The organism is Meridianimarinicoccus roseus, assembly GCF_003172915.1.
Classification (GTDB): Bacteria; Pseudomonadota; Alphaproteobacteria; order Rhodobacterales; family Rhodobacteraceae; genus Meridianimarinicoccus; species Meridianimarinicoccus roseus.
The window spans coordinates 70885-96524 of record NZ_QGKU01000034.1; the positions used below are offsets into that span (position 1 = coordinate 70885).

Annotated in this window: 18 protein-coding genes and 1 riboswitch; of the genes, 7 read left to right on the forward strand and 11 right to left on the reverse strand. The window is 65.0% G+C overall.

The genetic code is table 11. The features are described 5' to 3' along the window. Window positions 1–30: 30 nt before the first annotated feature. From DKT77_RS11415 to DKT77_RS11425, 3 genes are all read right to left on the reverse strand, one after another. On the reverse strand, window positions 31–3222 hold the full coding sequence (locus DKT77_RS11415; RefSeq protein ID WP_109811841.1) for an efflux RND transporter permease subunit: 3192 nt from the start codon (window positions 3220–3222) through the stop codon (window positions 31–33). 22 nt (window positions 3223–3244) lie between these two features. Beyond that, a complete protein-coding gene (locus DKT77_RS11420; RefSeq protein ID WP_238547825.1) occupies window positions 3245–4447 on the reverse strand; it encodes an efflux RND transporter periplasmic adaptor subunit in 1203 nt (400 codons plus the stop codon). A gap of 138 nt (window positions 4448–4585) precedes the next feature. Then, entirely contained in the window at window positions 4586–5281 is a 696-nt protein-coding gene (locus DKT77_RS11425; RefSeq protein ID WP_109811843.1) for a Crp/Fnr family transcriptional regulator, read from the reverse strand. Between the two features lie 238 nt (window positions 5282–5519). Further along, a riboswitch (guanidine-I (ykkC/yxkD leader) is annotated at window positions 5520–5627 on the forward strand. Window positions 5628–5713: 86 nt separating this feature from the next. Here DKT77_RS11425 and DKT77_RS11430 point away from each other — a divergent pair. The 6 genes from DKT77_RS11430 (at window position 5714) to DKT77_RS11455 (ending at window position 10834) form a co-directional block, all read left to right on the forward strand. After that, window positions 5714–6781: a putative urea ABC transporter substrate-binding protein gene (locus tag DKT77_RS11430; protein WP_109811844.1), complete on the forward strand. Its 1068-nt coding sequence runs from the start codon at window positions 5714–5716 to the stop codon at window positions 6779–6781. Between the two features lie 11 nt (window positions 6782–6792). Further along, window positions 6793–7605: an ABC transporter permease gene (locus DKT77_RS11435; RefSeq protein WP_109811845.1), complete on the forward strand. Its 813-nt coding sequence runs from the start codon at window positions 6793–6795 to the stop codon at window positions 7603–7605. Further along, window positions 7602–8375 (forward strand): ATP-binding cassette domain-containing protein, encoded by a 774-nt coding sequence (locus DKT77_RS11440; protein ID WP_109811846.1) that lies wholly within the window; start codon window positions 7602–7604, stop codon window positions 8373–8375. Before DKT77_RS11435 ends, DKT77_RS11440 begins: the two co-directional genes overlap by 4 nt. After that, the gene (locus DKT77_RS11445; protein ID WP_109811847.1) at window positions 8350–9594 is read left to right on the forward strand and encodes an agmatinase family protein; all 1245 of its coding nucleotides are present in this window, start codon (window positions 8350–8352) and stop codon (window positions 9592–9594) included. The genes DKT77_RS11440 and DKT77_RS11445 overlap by 26 nt, the downstream gene beginning before the upstream one ends. Continuing rightward, a complete protein-coding gene (locus DKT77_RS11450; RefSeq protein ID WP_109811848.1) occupies window positions 9584–10018 on the forward strand; it encodes a hypothetical protein in 435 nt (144 codons plus the stop codon). The genes DKT77_RS11445 and DKT77_RS11450 overlap by 11 nt, the downstream gene beginning before the upstream one ends. 207 nt (window positions 10019–10225) lie before the next feature. After that, window positions 10226–10834, forward strand: a complete 609-nt coding sequence (locus DKT77_RS11455; protein ID WP_109811849.1) for a hypothetical protein — start codon at window positions 10226–10228, stop codon at window positions 10832–10834. Window positions 10835–10897: 63 nt separating this feature from the next. Here the strand turns inward: DKT77_RS11455 and DKT77_RS11460 are convergent, their stop codons facing one another. Together DKT77_RS11460 and mdoH are read right to left on the reverse strand one after the other, a co-directional pair. After that, window positions 10898–11506: a YceI family protein gene (locus DKT77_RS11460; RefSeq protein ID WP_109811850.1), complete on the reverse strand. Its 609-nt coding sequence runs from the start codon at window positions 11504–11506 to the stop codon at window positions 10898–10900. A gap of 28 nt (window positions 11507–11534) precedes the next feature. After that, complete coding sequence (mdoH, locus tag DKT77_RS11465; protein ID WP_109811851.1) at window positions 11535–13319, reverse strand: glucans biosynthesis glucosyltransferase MdoH; 1785 nt, start codon at window positions 13317–13319, stop codon at window positions 11535–11537. Window positions 13320–13576: 257 nt separating this feature from the next. Between mdoH and DKT77_RS11470 the strand changes: the two genes are divergently transcribed. Further along, window positions 13577–14620, forward strand: coding sequence for a glycosyltransferase family 4 protein (locus DKT77_RS11470; protein WP_109811852.1), 1044 nt, complete (start codon window positions 13577–13579; stop codon window positions 14618–14620). A 133-nt stretch (window positions 14621–14753) separates the two neighbouring features. On the opposite strand, the gene DKT77_RS11475 is transcribed toward DKT77_RS11470, so the two are convergent. The 6 genes from DKT77_RS11475 to DKT77_RS11500 form a co-directional block, all read right to left on the reverse strand. Further along, window positions 14754–17054: a S8 family peptidase gene (locus DKT77_RS11475; RefSeq protein WP_109811853.1), complete on the reverse strand. Its 2301-nt coding sequence runs from the start codon at window positions 17052–17054 to the stop codon at window positions 14754–14756. 43 nt (window positions 17055–17097) lie between these two features. Beyond that, entirely contained in the window at window positions 17098–18333 is a 1236-nt protein-coding gene (locus tag DKT77_RS11480) for an MFS transporter (protein WP_109811854.1), read from the reverse strand. 84 nt (window positions 18334–18417) lie between these two features. Further along, window positions 18418–20058, reverse strand: a complete 1641-nt coding sequence (xrtE, locus tag DKT77_RS11485; protein WP_109811855.1) for an exosortase E/protease, VPEID-CTERM system — start codon at window positions 20056–20058, stop codon at window positions 18418–18420. A 99-nt stretch (window positions 20059–20157) separates the two neighbouring features. Beyond that, complete coding sequence (locus tag DKT77_RS11490; RefSeq protein WP_109811856.1) at window positions 20158–20337, reverse strand: VPEID-CTERM sorting domain-containing protein; 180 nt, start codon at window positions 20335–20337, stop codon at window positions 20158–20160. A 138-nt stretch (window positions 20338–20475) separates the two neighbouring features. After that, window positions 20476–24012, reverse strand: coding sequence for an SdrD B-like domain-containing protein (locus DKT77_RS11495; RefSeq protein ID WP_109811857.1), 3537 nt, complete (start codon window positions 24010–24012; stop codon window positions 20476–20478). Between the two features lie 337 nt (window positions 24013–24349). Continuing rightward, window positions 24350–25546: an IS256 family transposase gene (locus DKT77_RS11500; RefSeq protein WP_109809696.1), complete on the reverse strand. Its 1197-nt coding sequence runs from the start codon at window positions 25544–25546 to the stop codon at window positions 24350–24352. Between the last annotated feature and the right edge of the window lie 94 nt (window positions 25547–25640).

Here is a 25640-nt window from a genome sequence, read left to right on the forward strand (position 1 = left end):
GGCAAGACCCGCGGCTTGGCCCCGTCGGGGCTATTCCGCCGGGCTCGCGGCCGTCGACGGGGCAGGGACCGACGGATCGGCCGCATCGGCGACCGGGGCGACAAGGCACAGGCGCAACAGCGGCGGAACCGTGAGCAGCGTCAGGAAGGCCGACATCGACAGTCCACCCACGACCACCGCGCCGAGCCCGCGATAGAGCTCTGACCCCGCGCCGGGGAACACCACAAGGGGCAGCATCCCGCACACGCTGGTCAGTGTGGACATGAAGATCGGACGGATGCGGTTGCGGGTGGCTTCCTCAATGGCGTCAACCGGGCTCATGCCCTCTTCGCGCAGGTGATAGAGCGACTGGTGCACGATCAGGATCGCGTTGTTCACAACGATCCCCACAAGGATCACGAAGCCCAGCAGCGTCAGCATGTCCAGCGGTTGGGTCTGGAAAGTGTTCAGAAGCGCCAGCCCGCCAACGCCTCCCGCCGCCGCGACCGGCACCGAGATCATGATGACAAGCGGCAGGATGAACGACTCGAACAGGATCGCCATGACGAGGAACACGATCACCATCGCCACGGCGAGGTTGATCTGGATCGCGTCCCATGTCTGGCTCAGCTGGTCGGCGGTACCGGACACGGTCAGGCGTACGCCCGGCGGCAGCCCCTGCGCCTCCAGCGCGGCGACAACGTCGGCCTCGAGCATCTCGACGGCCGATTCAAGCGGCAGCGCAGGCGAGGGGCGCACCTCCAGCGTGATGGTGCGCAGCCGGTCGCGGTGACGGATCTCGGTCGGCCCGGCGGTCACCCGCACCTCGGCCAGTGCGCCCAGCGGCACGATCTGGCCCGACGGCGTGACGATTGGAAAGCTGGCCACGTCCTGCGTGCGCTGCCCCGGCGCGACGGCGCCCTTAAGGGTCAGGTCGCGCCGTTCCGCGCCGATTGTGATTTCGGCGACGCGCAGCCCGTCATTATAGGCGTCCACGGTCGCGGCCAGATCGGCGGTGCCGACCCCTGCATCGGCCTGCCGCAGGCGGTTCGGGATCACCCGGACCTCGGGCGCACCGAGTTCCAACCCGGGAATGGGGCGGAACTGGTGGCCTTCGCTTCGCGGGAGCATCCCGGCGATCATCCCCGCCGCCTGGCCCGCGACGCCGAGGATCTGTTCGAGATCCTGTCCCGATACGTTCAGTTCGATCGTACGGCCGCCACCGACGCCGCGCCCGAACAACGAGGGCTGAGTCATGAAGCCGAACGTGCCGGGTTCGGCGAAGATCGGCCCCGAAAGGATCGGGATCAACTCGCCCACCCGGTCGCCGTCCACCGCGGCCGCGCCGACAAAGCTGTTGCCGGGCAGCGCCACGAAGAAGAAACTGTCGATGCTGGGGCGGCCGTCCGCCGTCGCCGGATCGGGTGCCGCTTCCCAAAGCGGGCGGGCCGTGTCCTCTATCCGCTGGGCAATGGTTTCCGTTGTTTCAAGATTGTATCCCGGCGGCGGGATCAACAGGCCGAACACGAGGTTCCGGTTGCCCTCCGGCAGGTATTCCAGCTTGGGCAGCGCGCTCCATGCGCCGAACCCCGCGCCGCCCGCGATCACTGCGACCATCACAAGACCAAGCGCGCGGTAGCGCACCGTCATGCGGGTATAGGCCATAACCAGCGCCTTGAAGCCCGCGCCCAGGTGGTCGATCCCGGGCAGGCGCATGGTGCGCTGCCCTTCGGTGCCGCCCCGCAGCAACCGCGAGGCGAGCGCCGGGATCACCGTGACCGCCACGGCCAAAGACAACAGGACCGAGACCGAGATCGCCACCGCGATGTCTCGGAACAGTTGCCCGGCCTCCAGTTCCATCACGAGGATCGGGATGAACACCATGACCGTCGTCAGCGCGGACACGAGGATCGCGCCCCAGACCTGCCGCGCGCCGTGATAGGCGGCATCGCGCCGGTTCATGCCCTGCTCGCGCAGCCGGTAGATGTTTTCCAGCACGACGATGGCGGCATCCACGATCATGCCAACCGCGAAGGCGATGCCGGCCAGTGAGATGACGTTCAGCGTGCGCCCGGTCGCGGCCATCGCCACGAAAGTCGCCACGATGGATACCGGGATCGCCAGCGACACGACCAGTGTCGCGGCCGGGCTGCGCAGGAACAGCAGCAGCACACCCGCCGCCAGCAGGCCACCGATCCAGATGTTCTGCACCACGAGGTCGATCGCGCCTTCGATATAGACCGTTTCGTCATAGACCTGCTGCATTTTCAGGCCCTGCGCGGCCACCGGCCCGGACGCCAGTTCCGCGAGAACGACGCGGATCTCTTCCATCGTTTCGATCACGTTGGCGCCGTTCTCGCGGACCACGTTGACCGCCATCGCCGGTTCGCCCTTGTAGCGGATCCGCGCCGAGGGTTCCTTGTAGCCGAATTGCACGATTGCGACGTCGCCCAGCCGCAACCGGCCGCGCGGCCCGTTCACCGCCGCCCCCGCATCCGACCGCAGCACCACGTCGCGCACGGCCTCCAGCGTGTTCAGGCTGCCTTCGGCGCGTACGACATAGCGCCGCTTGCCCTCGTCCACGTCGCCGGCCGACAGCGTGATGTTCTCGCGGCGCAGGGTGGACACGATCTCCGGAATGGTCAGGCCATAGCGGGACATGTCGTCGGGGCGCACGATGATCTGCAGTTCGCGGCTGACCCCGCCGAATACATTGACGGCCGATACGCCGGGCACGCGTTCCAGCCGCTCCTTGACCACGTCCTCCATGAAGTCGCCGAATTGCGGCATCGGCCGATCATTGCCGGATTCCCGGGTCACGGTGATCCAGGCTATCGCACTGTCGTCGGCGCCGGAGGTGTCCAACGTCGGCTCGCTTGCTTCCTCGGGATAACCATTGACACGGTCCAGCCGGTTGGAAACCAGCAGCAGCGTTTCGGTCATGTCGGTGCCGACGGCGAATTCCAGCGTCACCTCGGCCTCGCCGGTGCGTGCGCGCGACGTCATGATATCCAGCCCGCCAAGGCCGCGCAGGGCCTCTTCCTGCGGGTTGACGATCTCGCGCTCAACCTCGACGGGGGCGGCGCCCGGCCAGTTGGTCGTGACCACGACGATGGGTTTGCGCACGTCAGGAGCAAGCTGCACGGGGATGCGAGACAGCGCGAGTGCGCCGAACATCACCGCCATCACCACGACTGCGAGGATGGCGACGGGCCGGTCTATGGACAAGCGGATCGGGTTCATCGGCGCGGCTCCGCTGCTTCGGTCATTGCGCGGACAGCCCGGCCCGGCGGGTCCTGTCCGCATCCGCCTGCGCGTCGGGACGGTTCGGGTCCGGCGTCCCGGCTGCGCCTTCGCGCGCGGGCACGGGTTCGGGCGCGATGTCCTGCATCGGGCGCAGCCGTTCGTTGCCCCGCACGACGACCTCGTCACCTTCGGACAGCCCGCTCAAAACTTCGAAATGCGCGCCGAAACTTGCCCCGATCTCGATCGTTCGGGGCACCGCCTTGCCGTCCTCGTGCACAAAGACCGACCACGCGCCGCGAGCTTGCGTCACCGCGTCCTTGGGCACCAGCAACAGCGTGCGCGGAACGTCGCGCGGCGCGTTCAGCGTCAACGACTGCCCCACCGCGACGCGGTTGCCAAGCGCCGCAAGGTCGGCGGTGAAGCGCACCGGGCGGGTCCGGGTCGCTGTGTATTCGGTCGGCAGCAGCGCGCGCACGGTCAGTTGCAGCGGCTGCCCGTCGGCCAGTGCCGCGTCGATCACCATGCCTGGCGCCATCGCGGGGACGTACTCGGCCGGCACGTTCGCCTCAATCTCAAGGTCGTGTATGTCGAGGAGCCGCGCGACCGGTGCGCCGGTCTGCACGTATTCGCCCGGATCGACCATCACCTCCAGCACCGTGCCGCCGAAGGGCGCGCGCAATTCGGCGCGCTCCAGGTCATAGGCGGCGCGGTCGGCGGCGGCCTCAGCGTTCAGAAGGCGTGCCTCGGCCTGCGCCAGTTCGCCTCGGGCGCGCGCGAGCGCGCCCTCCCGGTCCTCGAACTGGCCCTGTGAAAAGGCGTTGGTACCGCGCAGCCCCTCGACCCGCGCGAAGCCGCGCTCCGCCAGCGTCAGCCCGGCCTGCGCCACCTCGATCCCGGCCTCTGCCTCGGACAGGGCAGCCTGCTTGCTGCGCAGTTCGAGTTGCAGCAATTCGCGGTCGAGCACTGCCAGAACCGCGCCTTCTTCCACCTGCGCGCCGGTTTCCACGCGCACCTCGGTGACGACGCCCGAGACACGCACCGCGACCTCGCTTTCGCGCGTCGCCACGACCTGCCCGAAAACCGACACCGTTTCGGCCACCTCCCGGCGTTCGACAAGATCGGTGCGGACCAGCGACGGGCCCCCCTGCGCAAGGGCGCCAGACGGCGCGGCCAAGGCCAGCACGAGGCAGTGAGCGAGCAGTGACAAACCGGCACGGCGCATGGCTGAGAGCCCTTTCTGGACGGTCAAGATCACCGGGGACATAGCGCAGGGCCCGGTAAATGGAAGCGAAAACGGGCCCGTGCCCGTCGATGTAGGCAGATCAGTGCCCGGTTTGACGTCACATGATGCGGTTGCGTGCTAAAGTCCGTCCAGCAGCGCGCCGACCTGGTGGATCGTCACCTTCTGGCGCTGCGAGGTGATGACCCCTGACTTGCTGAGGCGCGCGACCACCCGGCTCACCGCCTCGCGGTTGGCGCCGACGAAGGTGGCCATCTGTTCATGTGTCGGGGCCGGCTGGATCACGCCCTCGGGGATCAGTTGCTCGCGTTCCTGCGCAAGTCGCACCAGCAGCATCCGGACGCGGGTTTCCACGTCGTGAACGATCAGCCCGATCACCCGTTCGTTCAGAACGCGGGTGCGCTGCGCCAGGTCCATCGCGATGTTGCGAAGGATGCGCGGTTCCCGGTCCGTCCAGGCCTGGAATGCATCGTTGCCCAGCCGGGCAAGACGGCTGGGTTCGGACGCGGACACGGTGATCGAGCGCGGGCTGCCGTCCAGTGCGGCGAGTTCGCCGAAATAGCTGCCCCTGCCCATCTCGGTGAAGGACACCTGCCGCCCGCCTTCGGTGATCAGAAGCCCGATCACCGCACCGGACAGGATCACGAAGAAGTCGCGCGAGGTTTCGCCCTGCTCCACAATGATCCGTCCCTCGCCGACGTTGAATTCCTGAAAATCCGCCGCCAGCCTTGCAAGGCTGTCCTGCGGCACGCCGTCGAACAGTGCCATGTCGGCAAGTGCGGCAGCGATGCCGCTGTTGCGGTGCCCCTTGTCCATGAATGCCCCCCTTAGTCCTTGCGACCCATAGATGCGCCAGCGGGCGTTGAAAGGCAATTGCGCCGCGCCGCCGCGTAGGACGAAGCTGCGCGCGGCATCTGTGCGAGCGGTGCTTCGAAGCGTGCCAATATGCCCTTCGGATGCCCGAATTTTAGGCAGCTTCGGGCTCGCGGGGGCACCCGGACACGCCGCGCGCCGTCCTACTTGGCCGCACGCGGCGCTTCGGTGTTGGATGGCGGGGCAGGGCACTTAGGGTTCCGCTTCCGCAAGGAAGGTCAGGTCCGAGAAGGGCCGCCGCGTCGGCAAATTCCGGGGCGGTACACGGCGGGCCAAAATCCCGGGAGATTACTGTGTCGGTCCGTCCGCGCTTTCATCCCAAGTTCCGCCCCCGGACCGGCAGACACCATCGGCGGAACGCATGAGGGGGCTGCCATGCTCAAGACCACCACTTTCGCCGCTGCCATCGTGCTGGCCGGTGTTGCCACGACCACCGCCGTGCAGGCGCAGGAAAAGACGGACTTCCGTGTCGCATGGTCAATCTATGTCGGCTGGATGCCGTGGGGCTACCTGGACGATAGCGGCATCATGGACAAATGGGCCGAAAAATACGGTATCAGCGTCGAGATCGTGCAGATCAACGACTACATCGAGTCAATCAACCAGTACACGGCTGGCGCGTTCGACGGGGTGTCGGCCACCAACATGGACACACTGTCGATCCCGTCCGGCAGCGGTGTCGATACCACCGCGCTGATCGTGGGCGATTATTCCAACGGCAATGACGCCGTGATCCTGAAAGGCGAAGGGACGCTGGCCGATCTGGCCGGCAAGCCGGTCAACCTGGTGGAGTTGTCGGTGTCGCATTACCTGCTGGCGCGGGGCCTCGACACGGTCGGGCTGACCGAAGCGGATCTTGGCGGCGTTATCAACACGTCGGATGCCGACATGATTGCCGCCTTCGCGGCGGACGACGTGGAAGCCGTTGTCACATGGAACCCGTTGGTAAGCGCGATCATGGAAACGCCAGGCGCGACCAAGCTGTTCGACAGTTCCGATATCCCGGGCGAGATCATCGACCTGATGGTGGTGAACACCGAGACGCTGGAAGCGAACCCCGATTTCGGCAAGGCGCTGGTCGGTGCCTGGTACGAGCTGATGGGCATCATGTCGTCCGATACGCCTGAAGGCATCGCTGCGCGCGAAGCGATGGCCGAAGCGTCGGGCACGGACCTTGCGGGCTATGACGCGCAGCTTGCCTCCACCCAGATGTTCTTCGACCCGGCCGAGGCCGTGGCCTTCACCCAAAGCGCGGAACTGCCCGCAACGATGGTCAGCGTGGCGGAGTTCCTGTTCGACAAGGGCATCCTAGGCGAAGGCGCACCGAGCGCGGATTTCATCGGCGTGGCCTATCCGGACGGCAGCACCACGGGTGACGCGAACAACGTCACCTTCCGGTTTGACACGACTTACATGCAGATGGCCGCCGACGGCGCACTTTAAGACCGCCCGCCATGCGCCTGATAAACCGACGTCCGGGCCCGGCCCTGCGGGCTTTCCTCGCGCTGCTGCCGTTTCTCGCGGTGTTCGCGGTTTACGCTGTGGCGTCGGATATCCGGCTGACGGAGAACCCCTCCGACCGGCTGCTGCCCGCGCCATCAACCATCGTCGAGACGGCGGCGCGGCTTTTCACGGAACCCGACCGTCGCAGCGGGCGCATCCTATTATGGCACGACACCGCGATCAGCCTTCAGCGGCTGGCGCTTGGCGTGGGCATCGCGGCGCTCTCGGGGCTTGTCTTCGGGCTGGCCATCGGGCTGTTGCCGCATGTCCGGGCCGCGCTTGGCGGTTTCGTGGCGGTGGTGTCGATGATCCCGCCGCTGGCGATCCTGCCGATTCTTTTCATCGCCTTCGGCCTGGGCGAGTTGTCGAAGGTCATGCTAATCATCCTTGGGATCACGCCGTTCCTGATCCGCGACCTGAGCCAGCGCGTGGCCGAGATCCCGACCGAACAGATCGTCAAGGCGCAGACGCTGGGGGCCTCCAGCGCGGTGATCGCGCTCCGGGTGGCCCTTCCGCAGGTGTTGCCGCGGCTGGTGCAGTCGGTGCGGCTGTCGCTGGGACCGGCCTGGCTGTTCCTGATCGCCGCAGAAGCCATCGCCAGCGACCTCGGTCTGGGGTACCGGATCTTCCTCGTGCGGCGCTACCTCGCGATGGATGTGATCCTGACCTACGTGCTTTGGATCACGCTGCTGGCCTTCGCGCTCGACTGGGCGCTGCGGGCCTTGTCGCGGCGCGCCTTCCCTTGGGCGGGGGCTGCCGCATGAGCTTCGTTTCGGTCGAAAACCTCTTTCACAGCTACGGGCGGCGGCCGATTCTTGAACGGATCAACCTTACGGCCGAAAAGGGCGAATTCCTGTCGCTCGTCGGCGCGTCGGGCTGCGGCAAGTCCACCTTCCTGCGGCTGCTTCTCGCGCAGGAACAACCCAGTCGCGGCAGCATCCGCATCGACGGTGCACCGCCTGCGACCGAACCGGACCGGGCGCGCGGCGTGGTGTTTCAGCGCTATTCGGTGTTTCCGCATATGACCGTGCGCGAGAACATCGTCGCCGGTGAAAGCCTGTCGCGCCCGCTGGGCCGCTTCTTCGGGGCCGGGGCCCGCGCCGCCCGAGCGCGCGCGGATGCGGTGCTGGAGCGGATCGGGCTCGGCCATGTCGCGCAGGCTTATCCCGCTACCCTGTCTGGTGGGATGCAGCAGCGCCTTGCGATCGGCCAGGCACTGGTCGCCAAGCCACTGGTGCTGCTGCTGGACGAACCCTTCGGCGCGCTCGACCCGGGCACCCGGCTGTCGATGCATGATTTCCTTCTGGAACTGCGCGCCGAGACAGGGATGACTGTTTTCATGGTGACGCATGATCTGGAAGAGGGCTTCAAGCTGGGCGACCGCGTGCTGGTCTTCGACAAACCGCGATGGGACCCGACCGACCCCGAAGCCTTTGGCGCGACCATAACCTACGATTTTGACGCACGGAACGGGGGCATCCCGTTCCAGACCATCAAGGAGGATATCCATGTTCACCGGCCCAGCGAGGCGTAGCCGTTCCCACCATCCCGCGGACCACGCGCGCCCGGACCGCCGTGCCCACCACCCGGACCTGACAAAGCTGGGAGGTTGGCGGGCGATGAAAGCCGAGGCGGACATTCCGGAAGGCCGCTGGGAAGAGGAACGCCGATGGGCGCTGCGCATGGGCCTGACCGGCGCCGACACGATCGAGGACCGCTCCATCCCGACCTTCGCGCGGGGCGAGCTGCCGCATTATGCCGGTATCAACACCTTCCTGAAGGCCCCCTATGCCGAGGACGTGCTGGAGGTGGCCAACTATGACGCGACCGTGCTGGGCATCCCGTTCGACGGCGGCACGACCTATCGGCCCGGCACACGTTTTGGCCCGCAGGGGCTGCGCAAGATCAGCGCGCTTTATACACCCTACAACTACGAACTCGGGGTGGATCTGCGCGAGCAGATGACGCTGTGCGACGCGGGCGACGTGTTCACCATCCCAGCCAATCTCGAAAAGAGCTTCGACCAGATCAGCCGCGCCGTAAGTCACGTGTTTTCAAGCGGTTCCCTGCCGATCATGATCGGTGGCGACCATTCGATCGGGTTTCCCTGCGTGCGCGGCATCGCGGAATGCACCTCCAAGAAGATCGGCATCGTGCATTTCGACCGACACGCCGACATCCAGGAAAAGGATCTGGACGAACGTATGCACACAACCCCATGGTTCCACGCGACAAACATGCCGAACGTGCCCGCGAGGAACCTTGTGCAGGTCGGCATTGGCGGCTGGCAGGTTCCGCGTGAGGCAGTGAAGGTCGCCCGCGAACGCGAGACCAACATCATCACCATGGCCGACATGGAACGCATGGGGGTGGACCGAACCGCCGAAATGGCGCTTGAAATGGCGTGGGACGGCGTGGACATGGTCTACATGTCCTTCGATATCGACAGTATCGATTGCGGATTTGTGCCCGGCACCGGCTGGCCCGAACCGGGTGGCTTTCTGCCCCGCGAGGCGTTGGCGATGGCCTCCAAGGTTGCCGCAGCTGGCATCTGCGGCATGGAACTGGTCGAGGTCTCGCCGCCCTATGATACCTCCGACATCACGGCGCTCATGGGCACGCGGGTGATCGTCGACGTGCTGGGGGCGATGGTCAGTGCGGGTACGCTGGGCAAGCACAAGGGGCACATCGACAAGCCGGTGACGATCCCGCATGGCGATTTTGAAGGCAAGCGGTGGTCCAATGCCACATGACCACGGCCCGGAGCACGGGCATCACCACGGGCCGGGGCACAATCACCCAAAGACCGACCATCTGCACAGCCACACCAAACCCGACGATGCGGCGGCGGATCTTCAGGTCCTGACCGCGCAGTTCATCGACGGGTTCAAGCAGGCGGCCGACAAGTCCGCTTATCTTCGGCTGGCGGGCATCCCGTTCGAACGGCCGGGTGTAGGGGGCGGCACGGCGCTCAAGCTTGTGGATGTTCAATTGACGACCGAATGGCAGGTCGGCACCGCCGCGCCATCCTTCGGGTCGCGCGAATTGTCCTATCTGCCTTATCCCGGCGAGATGATCCGCGAACGCACGAACATGGCGCTGGTCTATGTTTCGATGGACGAGAAATCGCTGCTCGACATTCGTCAGTTCCTGGCAGACCGGCTGGCTGGGGACTGACGGCCCTCCGCACGATGTGCAGGCGGGAAGGCCCGGGTTGGCGGGAAACATGAGTTTTGCGCCACAAGGCATTGAAAGAAAAAGATAACCCTTGATCACAGAGAATGAGTTTCGCCGTCATGTAAAAGTTGATCAACAAATGATTGATCTTGCCGTTAGGGCAGTTAACCATTATGTTATTTTATATTGTTTCTCAGGGAGGGCGCCATGCTTCGGAAAATTGCGGCTGCGGCGGTGTGTTGTGCGGTGTTCGGGACAACAGCGCAAGCTGTCCCATCGTTCAGCTTCATCATCGATGATGATACATTCAGCAATCCGTTCTCGTTCACCAACACCTCGGACAGCGGTGAGAATCTTATCCGGTTTTTCATCGACCTGACCGGGACCGGTACGGTTTTCGATGTGGTGAACGGCGGCGTGCCGAACACATCCAACGGGGTGCCTTTCACACCCAGCGGCGGCACGGACGTGACCACCGGACTGACCGGCAATACCGTGGTTGACGGTGGCTCGACGCTCGATCTGACGTTCAATGACTTCGCGCCCGGTGAAAGCTTCGTGTTCGACGTCGATGTCGACTTCACCGTAGGTCCCGCCACAGTGATCGGAAACGAATTGATCGGGGCCACGGCATTCGCCGATTTCTCGGACGGTCAGCGCGTGAGCGGAGTGTTTCAAGCGATCCGCGGTAACGCCGATGCGTCGGGCTTTACCGCGACCGGCATTACGCTCACACCGCCGATCCCGCTTCCGGCGCCTGCATTCCTGCTGCTCGGTGGGCTGGGCCTTTTGGCCGCCGCACGCAAGCGACGCTGACATATCCAAATGTTTCGCAAAGGGGGCCGTGGAGGCCCCCTTTTTCATGGGGCCGGGTCCATGTCAGTCGGCGCGGATCGCTTCGGCCTCGATCAGGATCTGCACTTCGTCGCCGACCAGCCCGTTCGCAATCCCGTAGTCCATGCCATATTCGCTGCGCATCAAGCTGCCGCGCGCCGAAATGCCTACGGTCTGCTTCTTGTGGCCGAACGGATACTCCGCCACCTTGTTCAACGTTACGCTGAGCGATAGCGGATTTTCCTGTCCACGCAGGGTCAGCGTGCCCGCAACAGTTCCGGCCGTGTCCGAGGTCGCCTCGCCGCCATTGGCGGTGAAGGTCATCATAGGATTAGCCTCAACGTCCAGGAAATCTGCGCTTTGCACATGGTTGTCTCGCGCCTCGTTGTCGGATTCCACGCTGCCCAGACCGACATCGACCGAAACCTCGCCCAGCTCGCGGGTCTCGGGATCGTACATGAAATACCCGCTCACATCGCTGAACCGGCCGAGAACATTGGAATAGCCCACATGCCCCACGAGGAACGCAACGACGGTATGCGATGCGTCGATCTCATAGCGGGCCATTTCGGCGCTTGCGGCGATGGGCGCGGTGGCAAGGACGGCGGCCAGCGCCAGCGGGGAAAGGGCCTTGGGCGAAAGGGTCTTTGGCATCGGGTCCTCCTTGGGGTCAGAAAAAATGTCAGGCCGCCGCGCGAAGTGTCGGGGTGGGCGGCGCTGTGGGACTTTTGCGTTCCTCGGGCAGGTCAAACAGTCCGATCCGGCAACTCAGCGTGCCAAGAGCGGGCAGGGTGGTCAGCACGGCCAGCGGCACGGCGAAGGTCAGTGCGGCCAGCACGGGCGCCGCGAACCACAAGGACCAGGGCGCGACGGCCGCAAGATACGCTGTCAGCATGGCCCCGGCCATTGTCTGCGGCCACAGTGACCGTGCCGCTTCGCCCCAGCGCAGGCGGTCGCGGTCGCGGGCCTGCGCATCCCAGGTCATCCGGCTGCCCAGCATCAGGCGCAGCACGCCCAGCGTGATTGCGAAAGCCACCGCGGGCGCCACGAGGAACGAGAACGCGGCTTCGGTCAGCCCCCCGGCCAGAACGCGCGACCTTCCACCATAGCGGCGCGCCTGTACCCCGCTGCACAAGACTTGCACCAGTCCCATCAGCTTCGGGGCAAGGCTTAGTGTCATGATCACCGCGAACAGCGACAGGCCTTCGGCCAGCGGCACGCCCGACAGTTGCGTTCCGGTCCCGGCCAGCGCCGCGCCCATCAGGATGAAGGCGAACCATGCGGCGGGGCTGACATACATCAGGATTGCCAAGGCCAGTTGCACCCGGCTGAGCGGAAGCAGGCCCGGAGTGTGCAGAAGGCGAAGATATTGCATATTGCCGTTGCACCAGCGCAATTCGCGCTTGATGAAGTCAGGCAGCGACGGCGGGTTGTCTTCGAAGCTCTCGTCCTCTTCGGCCACGACACGTGTTTCAAGTCCGGCGCGGCGCATCAGCACCGCCTCCACCTGGTCGTGGCTCATGATGTCACCCGCAAGCGGGCCGCGTCCCGCGATTGGCTCCAGCAGGCAATGATCGTGGAACGGCGCCATGCGGATCAGGATGTTGTGTCCCCAGTTCGGCCCGCAGTCGGCCTGCCACCATGCGCTTCCCAGCGTGAAGGAGCGCATCCCGTGGCGCATGCCGAACTGGAAGGCGCGGGTGAACAGCGTGCGGGACGGCGTACCTACCACGAGGCCCTGAAGCATCCCGACTTCCGGACTGGTCTGCATCACACGCACAAGGCGCAGAACGGCTTGCGCTCCCATGACGCTGTCAGCGTCCAGCGGCAGGAAATAATCGTATCCGTCCCGGCACCGCCGCACGAATTCTGCGATGTTGCCGGCCTTGAAGCCCGCGTTGTTCGACCGGCGGCGATAGCGGATCGCCACCCCAGGCGCGCGCGCCTGCCAGTCGGCCACGATCCGTTCCTCACGCGCGCAGATCGCCGGGTCGGAACTGTCGCTCAGAACGTGGAAATCGAACCGCGGCGCCCATGGGCTGTGGGACAGGTCCCGTTGCACGGTCTCGAAACGGTGCAACGCACCCTCCGCACTTTCGTTGCGGATCGCCATGACGATGGCCGTGCGGGTCACGATCGGTTCGTTACCGGAAACGCGGCGCAATTGCGGCGTGACATGGCCCGCCGGATCGTCGTGTCGCAGGGTCAGTGCCAGACCAAGCACCGCGTTCCAGAACCCGATAGCAAGCCATGGCAGAGTAAGGGCGAAGGGCACGAGCATCGCCCATTCAGCGGTGGTAATGCCTTCATACTGCATGATCCACAGCATCCCGCCCATCAGCGCGGCGCAGGTGAACCCCACAAGCGCGGTCATCATCGCGCGCCGGGCGCGGACCGGCAGACCCCGTTTTTCGGATGCGTCTGCGGTCGGCAGATCGGGGTTCAAGGTCACGGCATCGACAGGCATGGTCACTTCGGTCCTTCATAGGTCTGTCGCACGGCGCTGCGCCTTTCGCGCTATTCGGGCACGCCTGCATGGCTTGCATGTGCCGCACTGTGCATCAAAAGCAACCGCCCCATCATGACGATCGCGCTATCTTGCGGGGTGATGGCGCCTTTTGGGCGGAGCAATCGGCAAGAACCCGCCAATTTTCGCTAACGACTGTCGCAATTGCCCGATATTGCATCACAATCCCGTGTAACCGTTCCTCCGGAGGCCCCCTCATGTCCGTTCGAAACGCCGTTTTCGCTGTGCCAGGCGACCCCGAAACCCGCACGGGCGGGTATATCTACGACGCGCGGGTGCTGGCCGCGCTCAGGGCGCAGGGACGGGACGTCACGGCCTTGCGTCTGCCGGACGGATTTCCCCTGCCGGACGCAGGATCAATGAAAAAGGCCGGCGAAATGCTGCGCGCGCTCGGGCCGGACAGACCCGTCATCATCGACGGGCTCGCACTTGGTGCGATTGACCCGGGCGCTGTGGCAGACCTTCGCGCACCGCTGGTCGGGTTGGTGCATCATCCGCTTGCGCTGGAAACCGGACTGAGCGCGGCGCAAGCGGAACGCCTTGCCCGGACCGAGGCCGCCAACCTTGCCCGCGCCGCGCACGTGATCGTGCCAAGCCCCCACACCGGCGACGTGCTTGCCCGCGACTACGGGGTGCCGCGCGACCGGATCACCGTCGCGCGTCCGGGCATCGACAGACCGGACCAGTCCCCGCGCCCGGCGACGCCCCCGCTGATCCTGACGGTCGGCTCGCTTGCGCCGCGCAAGGGGCACGATGTGCTTCTGCAGGCGCTGGTGACGCTGAAGGATCTGGACTGGCGCGCGGTTATCGTGGGACGGGCGCATGACCCGGCCGAGGGCGACGCGCTACGCGCGCTGTCAGACCGGCTTGGGCTTGCCGAGCGGGTGCGGTTCGCGGGCGAACTGGATCAGACCGCGCTTGACGCTCTGTACCGTCAGGCTTCGCTGTTTGCGCTGGCGACCCGGTATGAAGGCTACGGAATGGTGTTCGCCGAAGCGCTGGTCAACGGGCTGCCCATCGTGTCGTGCCGCGCGGGTGCGGTTCCGGGAACGGTTCCACCGGACGCCGGCACGCTGGTGCCGCCGGACGATCCGGCCGCCTTCGCCGCGGCGCTACGCGCACTCCTGGAAGACATGGACCTTCGGGCGACCCGCGCCGCCGCTGCAGCGCGGTGCGGTGCCGAACTGCCGACTTGGGAGGACACAGCGGCCCTCTTCGGGGCAGTGATTGACGGTCTGTAACGTGCGCTACACGCATCGCGGCGGGGGTTTGCAGACTTTGCAAGAATTTTCATAATGCAGAGCATCAATGGCTTAGGCGCCATTTTTCGCGTTCAAATAGGCCTGCAGCGCACTGTTTAAAAATAAAGAGTATTCAAAAGCGGTGCTGAAGCACGGCGACCGCGTTCAGCGCGGTTTCGCCAGCGATGTGCCCGTGGTTCCAGGAATGGCGCAGCCCGAACCCTAAGCTCGTCGCCGCCCCGAGGGGCGCAAGATAATCCACCGCAAGGTCGATCTGGCGGTCTTCCGGCGCAAGGCCCACCGGCACAGTGCCGAAGCTCACTGCGCCGCCCGGCGCGATTCCCGTCGCAAGCCGCAGGTCCGCCGTGCCAGAGGCGATGGCGAGAGGCGCCCGCAGCGACAGGCTCAGTGCGTCGTCGCGCGCGAGCAGCCCGCGCGTGTCCAGGCCGATCTCGTAGGTAGTGAAGCGGACTGCGTCGAAGTCGTCTATCACACCGGCGCCAGGGCCGTCCGCGATGCCCCATTCGGCGCGGGCGCGAAGGCCAAGGTTCGGTGTGACGCGCCAGCCCAGCCCGGCCCCGACCGACAGGGTGTCGGTGTGCATCTGTTCGACCGCGCCCGGCACGTAGATTCCGAGCATCGACCCTTCGGCGCGCGTCATCTCCAGCCCGAATTCCAGTCCGACCGGCCCGGTGTCGCGCCGATGCAGCAGCGCTAGTCCAGTTGACGCACTGTCATCGTCGCTGCGCGGCGCATAGGCCCGCATCACCCAGCCGGATCGCGTTGCTGCGTTCGGCCCGTCGCCCGCGAGGGCGAAGGGAATGTCTACCGGATCAAGTTGTGCGAAATCCGCCGCACCGGAATGGGCGGGCATCAGTTCTGCCGCGCCCGGGACCAGCGCGGATGCGGCACCGGACAGTGCCGCATGGCGCGCCACAAGGGCAGCTTGCTGGTCAAGTTCCATCGCGCGGTACAACTGGTCGGCCGTATCCTCGATCCGGGGTAGCTGCGCGGTCAGGCCGGCCGCCGGGGCGGTGAACGCGCCGCCGAGCGTGTCTGTCACCATGATGCCCTGCGCCGCCAGTGCGCGCGTGATGGCATCGCCGCTGGCCCCGCCCGACACAACGATCGGGACGGTTATCGGCTGCGCGGCCGCGCCTTCCAGCGGGACGGCGACCTGTCCGATCGGCAGCAAGGCGGCACGCAGGTCGATGAAGCCGTGGCCGAACTCTGAATTGTAGCCGTGGACAAGACCTTCTTCGAACTCGACCCAGGCTTCCGGCGTGAACCAGCTGTTGTCCGCCGTGACAAGAAGCCGGTCGCGCAACTGCTGCGCGGTGAGGTGTGGAAAAGCCTCGGCCAGGATCGCGATGGCACCCGCGATCTGTGGTGCAACGAAAGACGTACCCGAAAACACCGAATAACCGGTTTGGCCGCGCGCCGCGTTCGCCGCCCAGACCGTGCCGTTGGCCGCAAGACAGAACGGTGCGGCTTCGTTGCAGGGGGCGGATTGGCGCTGTGCCGACAGGATCCTGCCGTCCTGCATATAGGGCACGGCGCTCATGCCCGCGATCCAGCTGGGCTGCAGGTCCGGAAATGCGATGGGCAGGCCGTTCAGTTCATTGACGCTTGTCGCGGCGAAATCGTTCTGAACGCCGAAGACGATCACGCCGGACTGGGCAAAGTTGCGCAGGGCTGCCAGCAGCACGGCTCGGTCGCCCGTCAGGTAACGCGTATAGTCGCTCGCGGCATAGGTTCGGCCGACAAGGTTCCAGCTGTTGGAACTGGCGATCGCGCCGATGTTGCGGGCCGCGTCGAACCTTTCGGCGATCGCGCGAAAGGTGACGCCTGTTGTGAAGTCGAGTTGTCCGACATGCAGTTCCGCCCCTGGCGCGACGCCCATCATCTCGCCCGCCTCCGCTGTGCCCAGCAGGACGGACGCGACGGCCGTTCCATGCAGGACGTCGGTGGTGGGGTCGCCGGACACACTCAAGCGCTTGCCCGCGAACTCCACATGGCCGAAATCAACGGTCGAGTCGTTGATCGCGACGATCTGGCCTGCGCCGGTCAGCCCGACCGAGTGGGCGTATTCGACGCGTGCGGCCTCGAACGCGTTTTGCAGGATCGTGACCCCAGTGAGCAGCGGATTGCCTGTGAAACTGTAATCGACACTGAGGGTCTGTATGGCAAAGCGCGCCGCTTCGCGTGCCGCGCGCACATCGGCAGGGGAAAACTCCGTGACGTAGAACGCCGATGCGAGGGGGCTGGTGCGCGGCGGCGCTTCGGGGACGGTCGGCGCGGGCTGCGTGTCGGGATCGGTAGCCGCACTTTCCGAGCCGGGCTGGCAGGCCGCAAGCAGGCTAAGCGCAGCGGCTGCGGCCCCGATACGCAATCCTGACCCGATCGCTGACCTGCGGTCTTCCGGATTGCGCATGCGAACGTCCCTGTCTGCCCTTCACCCGGCCCTGGCCCTTGGCCTACAGCGCGGTCGTTACGGATGTGTTGCGCCGCCAAGGCCCATTCGGGGTTCGCAGCAGTATCAGCGCCATGATAGCAATATTCATGCCGTTCCACGCGATGCCGTTGATGAAAGCCAATCGGTAGGAGCCGCTCAGATCGTAGATCAGCCCTGTGAGCCAGCCGCCAAGCGCCATCCCAAGGATCGTGGCCATAATGACGAAGCCGACCCGCGCTCCGGCTTCGCGGGCGGGCAGGTATTCGCGCACGATCAGAGCGTAGCTTGGTATGATCCCGCCCTGCGAAAGCCCGAAGACGAGACTGACCATATAGAGCGAAACCAGCCCGCCAGCGGGCAGGTAGAGCATCAAGGCCAGCGCTTGCAGTGTGGAGCCGATCAGCAGGGTCACCACGCCGCCAAGCCGGTCGGCCACCAGCCCCGAGACCAGCCGCGATGCGACCCCCGCCATGAGCATCACCGACAGCATCTGCGCGCCAACTGCTGGCCCATAGCCAAGATCCACGCAATAGGCCACGATATGCACTTGCGGCATCGACATCGCCACACAGCAGCCAAGCCCGGCGAGCCCCAGAAGTGCCTGCAGCGCGCGGGGCGATAAGTTTATCCGCCTGACCGGCGTGCCGGGCGGCCCTGGTCGGGCCGTTGAGGCCGCGAGGGGCGGCGACGCACGCAGCATCAGGGCCAGCGGCACGATCAGCGCCAGCATGCACACGGCCAGAATGACATAGACCGCACGCCATCCACTGTCTTGAAGGATGCCGCTCAGCAGCAGAGGCCAGATCGCGCCGGACAGGTAGTTTCCGCTGGCCGCGATGGCGACCGCGATGCCGCGCCGCCGCTGGAACCAGTGCGATATGTCGGCGATCAGCGGTCCGAAACTAGCGGCGGTCCCGAAACCGATCAGCGCCTGCGCGATGGTCAGCATCGTCACAGTTGGGCTGATTGCGGCGAGGATGTAGCTGGCCGCGATCAGCAGCGCCGCGCCGATGAGCCCTTTGGTGATCCCGAACCGGTCCACTGCGCGGCCGATAACCAGGTTACCGAGTGCGAACCCTATCATCGTCAGGGTGTAGGGCAGGGCGGCTCCGGCCCTGTCGATGCCGAATTCCGCCTGAACCGCGGGCAGGATCACGATGATCGACCACATGCCGACATTGCCCACGGCAGCAACCGCAAGGGTGATGCAAAGTCGTGCCCAGGCGGCACGACCATCGATGGAACCGGGTGTCGTCATGCCGACACGCTAGGTCCGCGTCGTCCTGACGTCCATTGCGAAACGGTTTCCATGAATGAACCGCAACTGGCCGCACGAGCAGTGTCAGATGACGCTGAAATCGCCCTGTGTCAGTGCCCATCCGGCGATCACGGCGTTGGCCGCCGCATGGGACAGGATGGCGTCCGTGAGGTTGCCGCGCCTCAGGTATAGAAGTCCGAACAGAAGCCCGGCAAGCGCCCCGGCGATCTGACGGTCGTGCATGGCGGCGAACAGCGCGGTGGACACTGCAAGCGCCACCAGACGCCAGGCCAGTCCGCCGCGGTCCAGTCGCGCGAGAATGTAGCCGCGAAAGAAAAGCTCTTCTACCAGCGGGACGATCAGCGATGTGCCAAGCAGCCGCACCGCGACCCAGCCCGCCAGAAGCAGCGCAGGCAGTTCGGCCAGCCGCGCGGCCAGCAGCGCGTCCCCCGCGCTCGCCGCAGGCGCGGTCACGATCCACAGCACACCGCAGGCCGCCCCCGTGGCCACCGCCAGCGGGTCGAGCCGCCACGGCAGCGCCCGCAGCACCGACCAGCCAAGACCCAGCAGCAGGGCCACGGCGGCCATACGCACCGGATAGAGCAGGGCAGGTGTTTCGCTCAGCGCGGCCGTGAAGGTGGAAGACGCCATGAACACCGCGAAAGGCAGGATCAGCAAGGTCACCGGATCGCGGAAGAAGGGGGTGTGCCCGTCACGCCGCGGCCGCGCGGCTGTTGCGACTCCGTCGCGCTGCAACCAGCGGACCTGGTGTGCGCCGACCGCGAGCCCGACCGACAAGGCCATGAACATGAGCCAGCCAGCGTGGCTGTGGAACCCCTCGACCGCGAGATCGGGCGAGACGTAGCGCCCGATCAGCAGCAGGACGGCGATGCGAACCGTGTTCAGGGTCCAGCTTGCCAGCAGGCCGATGGGAAACAGCAGCAGGGCACGGCCAAGATGCAGCTTGTCGCGGAACAGAAAGATGTAGGTCGACAGGAACACCGTAATCAGCGCCAGACCCTCGACACCGCTGCATTGCGGGCCGACCAAGACGCCGAAATCGTCGATGCCTATCATCTTGGTCGGCGCGTCCGAGATGACCGATTGACCGAGGGCACCAAGAAGGATGAGGACCGTTTCGAAGGTCAGGTCAGCCAGCCACGGCATGCGCCAGACCGGCTGGAACGCCAAGGCGATCTCGGGCAACACAAGGCCGAACGCCACCAGTCCGGCAACCGGCAGAACAGTCGGGCGTGCTGCCGCGCGCAGCGTATCGGAAGTGAAGAGTGCGCCCAGAAGTCCGACCCCGGCAAGGGCCATGCCGCCAAGCCAAAGCGCGAGATATGCAGCGGGGGCGACGCCATCCGGCGAAGCGACATGGTGTAGAACCCAAGGCGCGAAGATCATCGCGCAGCCCGCGGCGAGGACCCCGAGACCGCGCCAGTCGAGGACGGGGCGCATCGCGCGCAGCGTGGCATGCAGCGCATCCGGCCGGATCATTGAGGCCATGCACAGCACGCCGATTACGGCCAACACCCGCGGAACCGCGCCGGACAATGCAGCACAGAGCGGTGCGGGAAAGGACGCGCGGCACACGAAAACAAAATCGTGCTTGTAGGTCAGGGCGGCGGCGAACAGCATTCCGCCAAGCACCAATGCCAGCAGAACAAGGTCCGGGCGCAATAGGCTGCGGTGTCGATTGGGCTCTACATCAGCCTGCAACATGGCGATTCTCAAACCTCCCGGCACAACGGAAAAACTTTAAAGCAACAAAAAGATGACCGGGGGCCGAACAAGGCCCCCGGCCAGATCGTGGGCAACCGATCAGCGCTTGAAGCGCTCGCGCAGCAGCGCGACGCCTGCACCGACGGCGGCCAGAGCGGCGACACCAGCAGCGGCATCGATCTCGGGCACGGTCGGGCAGATCGGCGGGCAGGTCGATGCCAGTGCGCCGGAAGCAGAGGCGATCACCGTGATGGCGGCAATGGTAAGCACTTTTTTCATTGTAAGTTCCCGGGTTTGGCCGGAACCCCGCGCGATCCGACCGTTAACACAAAAAATGGCGCGGCATTTCTGATGGCTGTCTGTTCGTCATGGCCAGACCCGCCGCCAATCATGCTGGAGGCGGGTCAGGACGAAGGATCAGCAGAGGCAATCGTAGTCGTCGAACTCCACGGCGAAGATGAAGGGCTGTTCGCGGTCAGGTACATCACCGACCGGATCAAGATAGAACACGGCTTTGCCGCCCGGCCCGCTGACGAACCCTTCGCTGTCCGGAGCGTTGATCGCGGCATCGTAGATTTCCAAAGCCCGCGCGTTGTTGCCGCCCGTGTTGAACAGGAAGTTGTCCGTAAGACCCCAGATTGCCGACTGGATATCTGCCTGCGTGAACGTGCCGCCCGCGCCGGATGTCTGGCCCTCGAAGTCCTGATTGATGATCCAGGAAATGAGGTCGAGGTTGTCGCCCGCCGCCTCACCGTTCTGGCCGGTGCCGAACAGTTCACCCGCGACTGCGGCGGTCAACGGCTTCAACTCGCCGCTCAGCACTGTCGGGAAGACCTCTGTCGCCTCAAGAGCCGAGGCGCAGTAGGCATCCGTCACCGTAAGCCCATCGAACCGCGCATCGCCCGTCCCGGAGAACACGATGTCGTAGCTTTCGGCACTGTTGCCCGAGGCGTAGTTGTTGATGATCGAGTACCCGATCAGCCCGGCGGGAAGCGATGCCGCAAGTTCCTCGATCGTTTCGGCCACGCCGCAGAAGGTCAGATCGATATCGGCGGACGCGCTGCCAGCCTCACCGTCGTCGATGGTGTAGCTGAGCGTGACGGTTGCCTCTTCGCCGATGTCGAGACCTTCAAAGGCGCTTTCGCCGTCGAAGGTGACAACGCCGCCGGTCAGCGTCGCCTGCAGACCGGTGAAGGCGAAGGACGATCCATTCACGGTCGCGGTGCCGTCGATGCTGATCGTCTCGCCGTCGGCAATGCTTTGTCCGGCAAGCTGGGTCACGGCCAGCGGATCGTTTTCCGGATCGCTGTCATTGGCCAGCACGTCGATGGCCAGCAGTTCGTTGGCGCAGACCTTGCCGTTGTCATCCACCGCGTCCGGCGCGGTGTTTTCCCGCACGAGTCCCGCATCGATGGTCAGGTTGCTCTCGCCGATGGCCAGTGTGATTTCGTCGCTCAGCCCGGCCGCATCGACGTTGCTATCGCCTGCGGTATCACCGACGAAGGCGGTGGTGAAATCGAAGCCTGCCACATCGTCGAAATCGACATAGTAGGTGCCTTTGGCAAGGCCATCGAACAGGTAGGTTCCATCGATGCCGGTCACCGTCGTGTCGATGACGTTCAGGCTGGCGTCCAGAAGCGACACCGTGACCCCCGCGGCCACCGCGTTCGCCGCATCGTTCTGGCGACCGTCGCGGTTCGCGTCCACGAACAGCGTGTCACCAAGCTGCGCGGTGCGCGGATCGACGATGCCCGCATCGTTGTCGGTAGAGGCTTCGCCGGCGGCCAGCGTGATGGTTCCGGTGGTGCCGGTCACCGTGTCCACGTCGCTGTCGATGGTATCGTCAATGCCTGCATTCTGCGTGACGAAGATCTTGCCGTCGCCGTCCGGGTCCGCCGCGAAGCGGACGGAATAGTCACCCGCTGCGAGCCCTTCGAACAGGTATTCGCCGTCGTCACCGGTGCGCTGCGTCGCGATCACATTGCCCGCTGCGTCCAGAAGTTCGACCAGCGCGCCGACCACGGCCGGATCGCCCGCAGTATCCGTATTACTGAAATTATCGTCGCAGAAATACCGCCCCGCGATGGAAGCATTCATCGGATCGTTTCCGCCGTTCGGCCCGTCCTTGTCGTAGCAAAGATCGTCCACCGCGCCCGATCCGTTGAGAACGACCTCAAGCTTGGCGACGCCCTCGAAGTCGAGGTCAACGGTCGCCTTGGTGTTGTCCTGCAGATGCGGAACATCGACCGTCCCGATCAGGTTGCCATCGGCGTCATAGGCGTTGATCTTGCCGCCTTCCTCGGTGTCGATCACGACGATGGACGCAACATCCACCGGGTTGTCGAAATCGAAGCAGACGCTGCCGCCCTTGGCGTTGTCGTCAGGGTCCGAACTGTCGCCGTCTTCCGAGATGATCAGCACGTTTCCGTCGCCGACGGCGAGGTCGTGATCGCCACCGCTGATATTGTCCGTGTCGAAGATCATCGCAGCGTTGTCAGGGGTCTGATCGATGAAGCTGACCTTGTCGATCCGGCCCAGTTCACCGCCGTTGGGATCGCGATAGACGATCTTGACGGTGTCGCCGCTTGCGATGTCGATCGCGTTCGGGAGCGTGAAGGTCGAGAACTTGCCGCCCCAGTCGCGCCCGGAAGTCCAGCCGCTTTCGCCTTCCTTGCCGCGCACCTCGAAGGTACCGACGACCGAGCCGTTCACCAGCACCTCGACGATGCCCTTGCCGTCGCACTCGTCCTGCACGTCGATGGCGATCTTGTAGGTGTCGCTATCGCCCGTGAACGTGGTGGAGATCGATCCGTGCGAGCCGGCCTTCACGTGGGCATTCCCGGACGCTGCCCAGTTATGTTCCACATGCACGCCGTCGAGGTGGTCGAAATCCTCCGCTTCGATGACGAACACGTTGTTCTTGTTGAAGCCATTGGCGATCGCGGTGATGGTCACGCCTTCATACTGGTCCGACACGACCGTGCCGCGCGGCAAGTCGTCGAAGCTGATCTTGGTGAAGCCCTCGGGGCAGTCGTCGCAGGCATCGCCTGTTGCCGTCAGCTTCACGTCGTCGATCTTGATGATCTCGTTTCTGGCGCTGATGCTGCTGATGAACTTCAGCGTCACCGACTGCGCACCTTCCGGCAGGTCGATCATCGCATAGCTCAGGTCGGTGTAGTGCTCACCGAATGTCATGCCGCTGACCGAGCCCTTGAACTCGTGCCCGTCACGGCGGAACACATCCAGCACGGTCGGTTCGCCGTCGACCACCAGGACGATCTTGAGGTAGTCGGAGGTTTCGAACGGGTCGATGCAGGGGGTCTTGATCCTGAAGCTCAGCGCGGCCTCGGTCTGGCCGGACAGTTCCACCGGCGCGAATTTCAGCACGCCGTCATTGCAGCCGTTGGTGAACAGCGCATCGCAGTTCACCTTCCAGTTGCCGTCGCGCTTGATCGCGTCGATATCGTGGATGCCGCCATGGTCGAAGTTCTCGTCGATCAGCGTGACCGTACCCGCGCCGCAAGATCCGGGCGCGTCGTCGGGGTCAGCGGACGGCTCCATCGTGATCTTGTCGATGCGAACGTATTCGCCGCCATCCCGCATGGCGCGCAACTCGATGCAGGCTCCCGAGGGAATGTCGAGATTTGTGAGCGTGAACGCATCGAAGCCGCCATGGTCGCTGCCCACTTCGTTGCTGGGCTGATCCAGACGGACGCTTCCCACTTTCCGGCCGTCAACATAGACGTCGATGGTAGAGCAACCGTCCATCTCGTCCTGGGCATGAACGGTCAGATCGAACGTACCGGCAGGACCGTAATAGGTGTCGTAAAGGCTTCCGACCGATCCGCAGGCCAGCTTCGCCAGTTTGCCCCCGGAAGCTTCCGTTCCGTGCACGACGGCAAAGCCGCCTGCGCGATACATGTGTTCGGCTTCAAATACCGTTGTCCCTGTCATGGCTTTTCCCCGCCTTGCTGACCGAAATTACTTGAGCGCCGTGCCCGTATAAATACCGGGGACGGAGGTATACTTTCGGAGGTCCCAACATCACTTCGTCGTGAAATACTTCCAATTGGCCATCTTGTTAAGTCGAATTTTACCACTTGCGGGCAGTGCTGCTTCGATTGGTTAATATTTCAATTTATAGGTGTATTTATTCAACCTTTGCGCTACTAACGTGATCGAAACGAATGGGTGCCAGTTGCCATTGGCCCTTCAAGATTCAATCTAAGCGTGCGGGTAGTGCCCCGCGGCGTGGTGTAAGAGGGCCGGCCTTCGGAGAGGCTCGAGTTGGTCAGGTCGCCACGGCGGGCAGTCTGACGTTGTGAGTATCGGTGATGCGGGCCAGCGACTCCAGCCCCATGTAACGGCGCGCGACGGCCCACTCGTCGTTGGTTTCGATCATCAGCGCGCCGACCAGACGGATGATGGCCGCGTCGTTCGGAAAGATCCCGACGACATTGGAACGGCGCTTGATCTCCTTGTTGACGCGCTCAAGCGGGTTGGTCGAGCTGATCTGCGCCCAGTGCTCCCTGGGGAAGTCCATGTAGGCGAGCACGTCGTCGCGGGAGGCGTCCATCATGGCGCCGAGCCGGTCATTCTTCTCACGGAGGGCGTCGGCGATGGCGTCCCACTGGGTCTCCGCCTCGGCCTTGGTCTCCTGGGCGAAGATCGTCTTGAGCATTGCGGCCACGGCGGTGCGGCTCTTGGCCGGGGCATGGGCGAGCGCGTTTCTGAGCCAGTGCACGCGACACCGTTGGTGGGTCGCATCGAACACTCGGCGGGCTGCGGCCCTGAGCCCCTTGTGATCGTCGGCCACGACGAGCTTCACGCCGCGCAGGCCGCGATCGGCGAGAGAGCGCAGGAAGCCAGTCCAGAACGTCTCCGCCTCGGAGGGGCCGGTGGCGACGCCGAGCACCTCGCGTCGGCCGTCCCCGTTGACCGCCACCGCGATTATTACGGCACGGCTGATGATCCGGCCGTTCTCGCGCACCCGGATGTAGGTTGCATCGAGCCAGAGATAGGGCCAGGCGCCCTCGAGAGGCCGGGTGAGGAATGCCAGCACGCGCTCGTCGATCTCGGCGCAGAGCCGACTCACCTGGCTCTTAGACACGCCACTCCCGCCCATGGCACGCACCAGATCGTCCACGGCGCGCGTCGAGACGCCGTGCACATAGGCTTCCTGGATGACGGCCACGAGGGCCTTCTCCGCCGTCCTGCGCGGTTCGAGAAAGCTCGGGAAGTAGCTGCCCTTGCGCAGCTTCGGGATCGCCAGGTCGATCCGGCCGGCGCGGGTCTCCCAGCCTCTCTCGCGGTATCCATTGCGCTGCGTGGTGCGCGCCGGTGTGCGCGTTCCTTTTGGCGCGCCCGTCGCAGCCTCGACCTCCATCTCCATCAGCCGCTCGGCGGCATAGGCGAGCATGTCGCGGACGAGATCCTCGTCGGCGGACTTCTCCACCAGCTCCATCAGGGTCATTCTATCGTCGGTCATCGTCGTCTCCGGTTCGGTTCCAGGTTTCGCAACCCGAACCTTCTCCGAAGACCGGCGATGGCCGCCAGCGTCACCGCCGGCCGCGCGCTGCGCT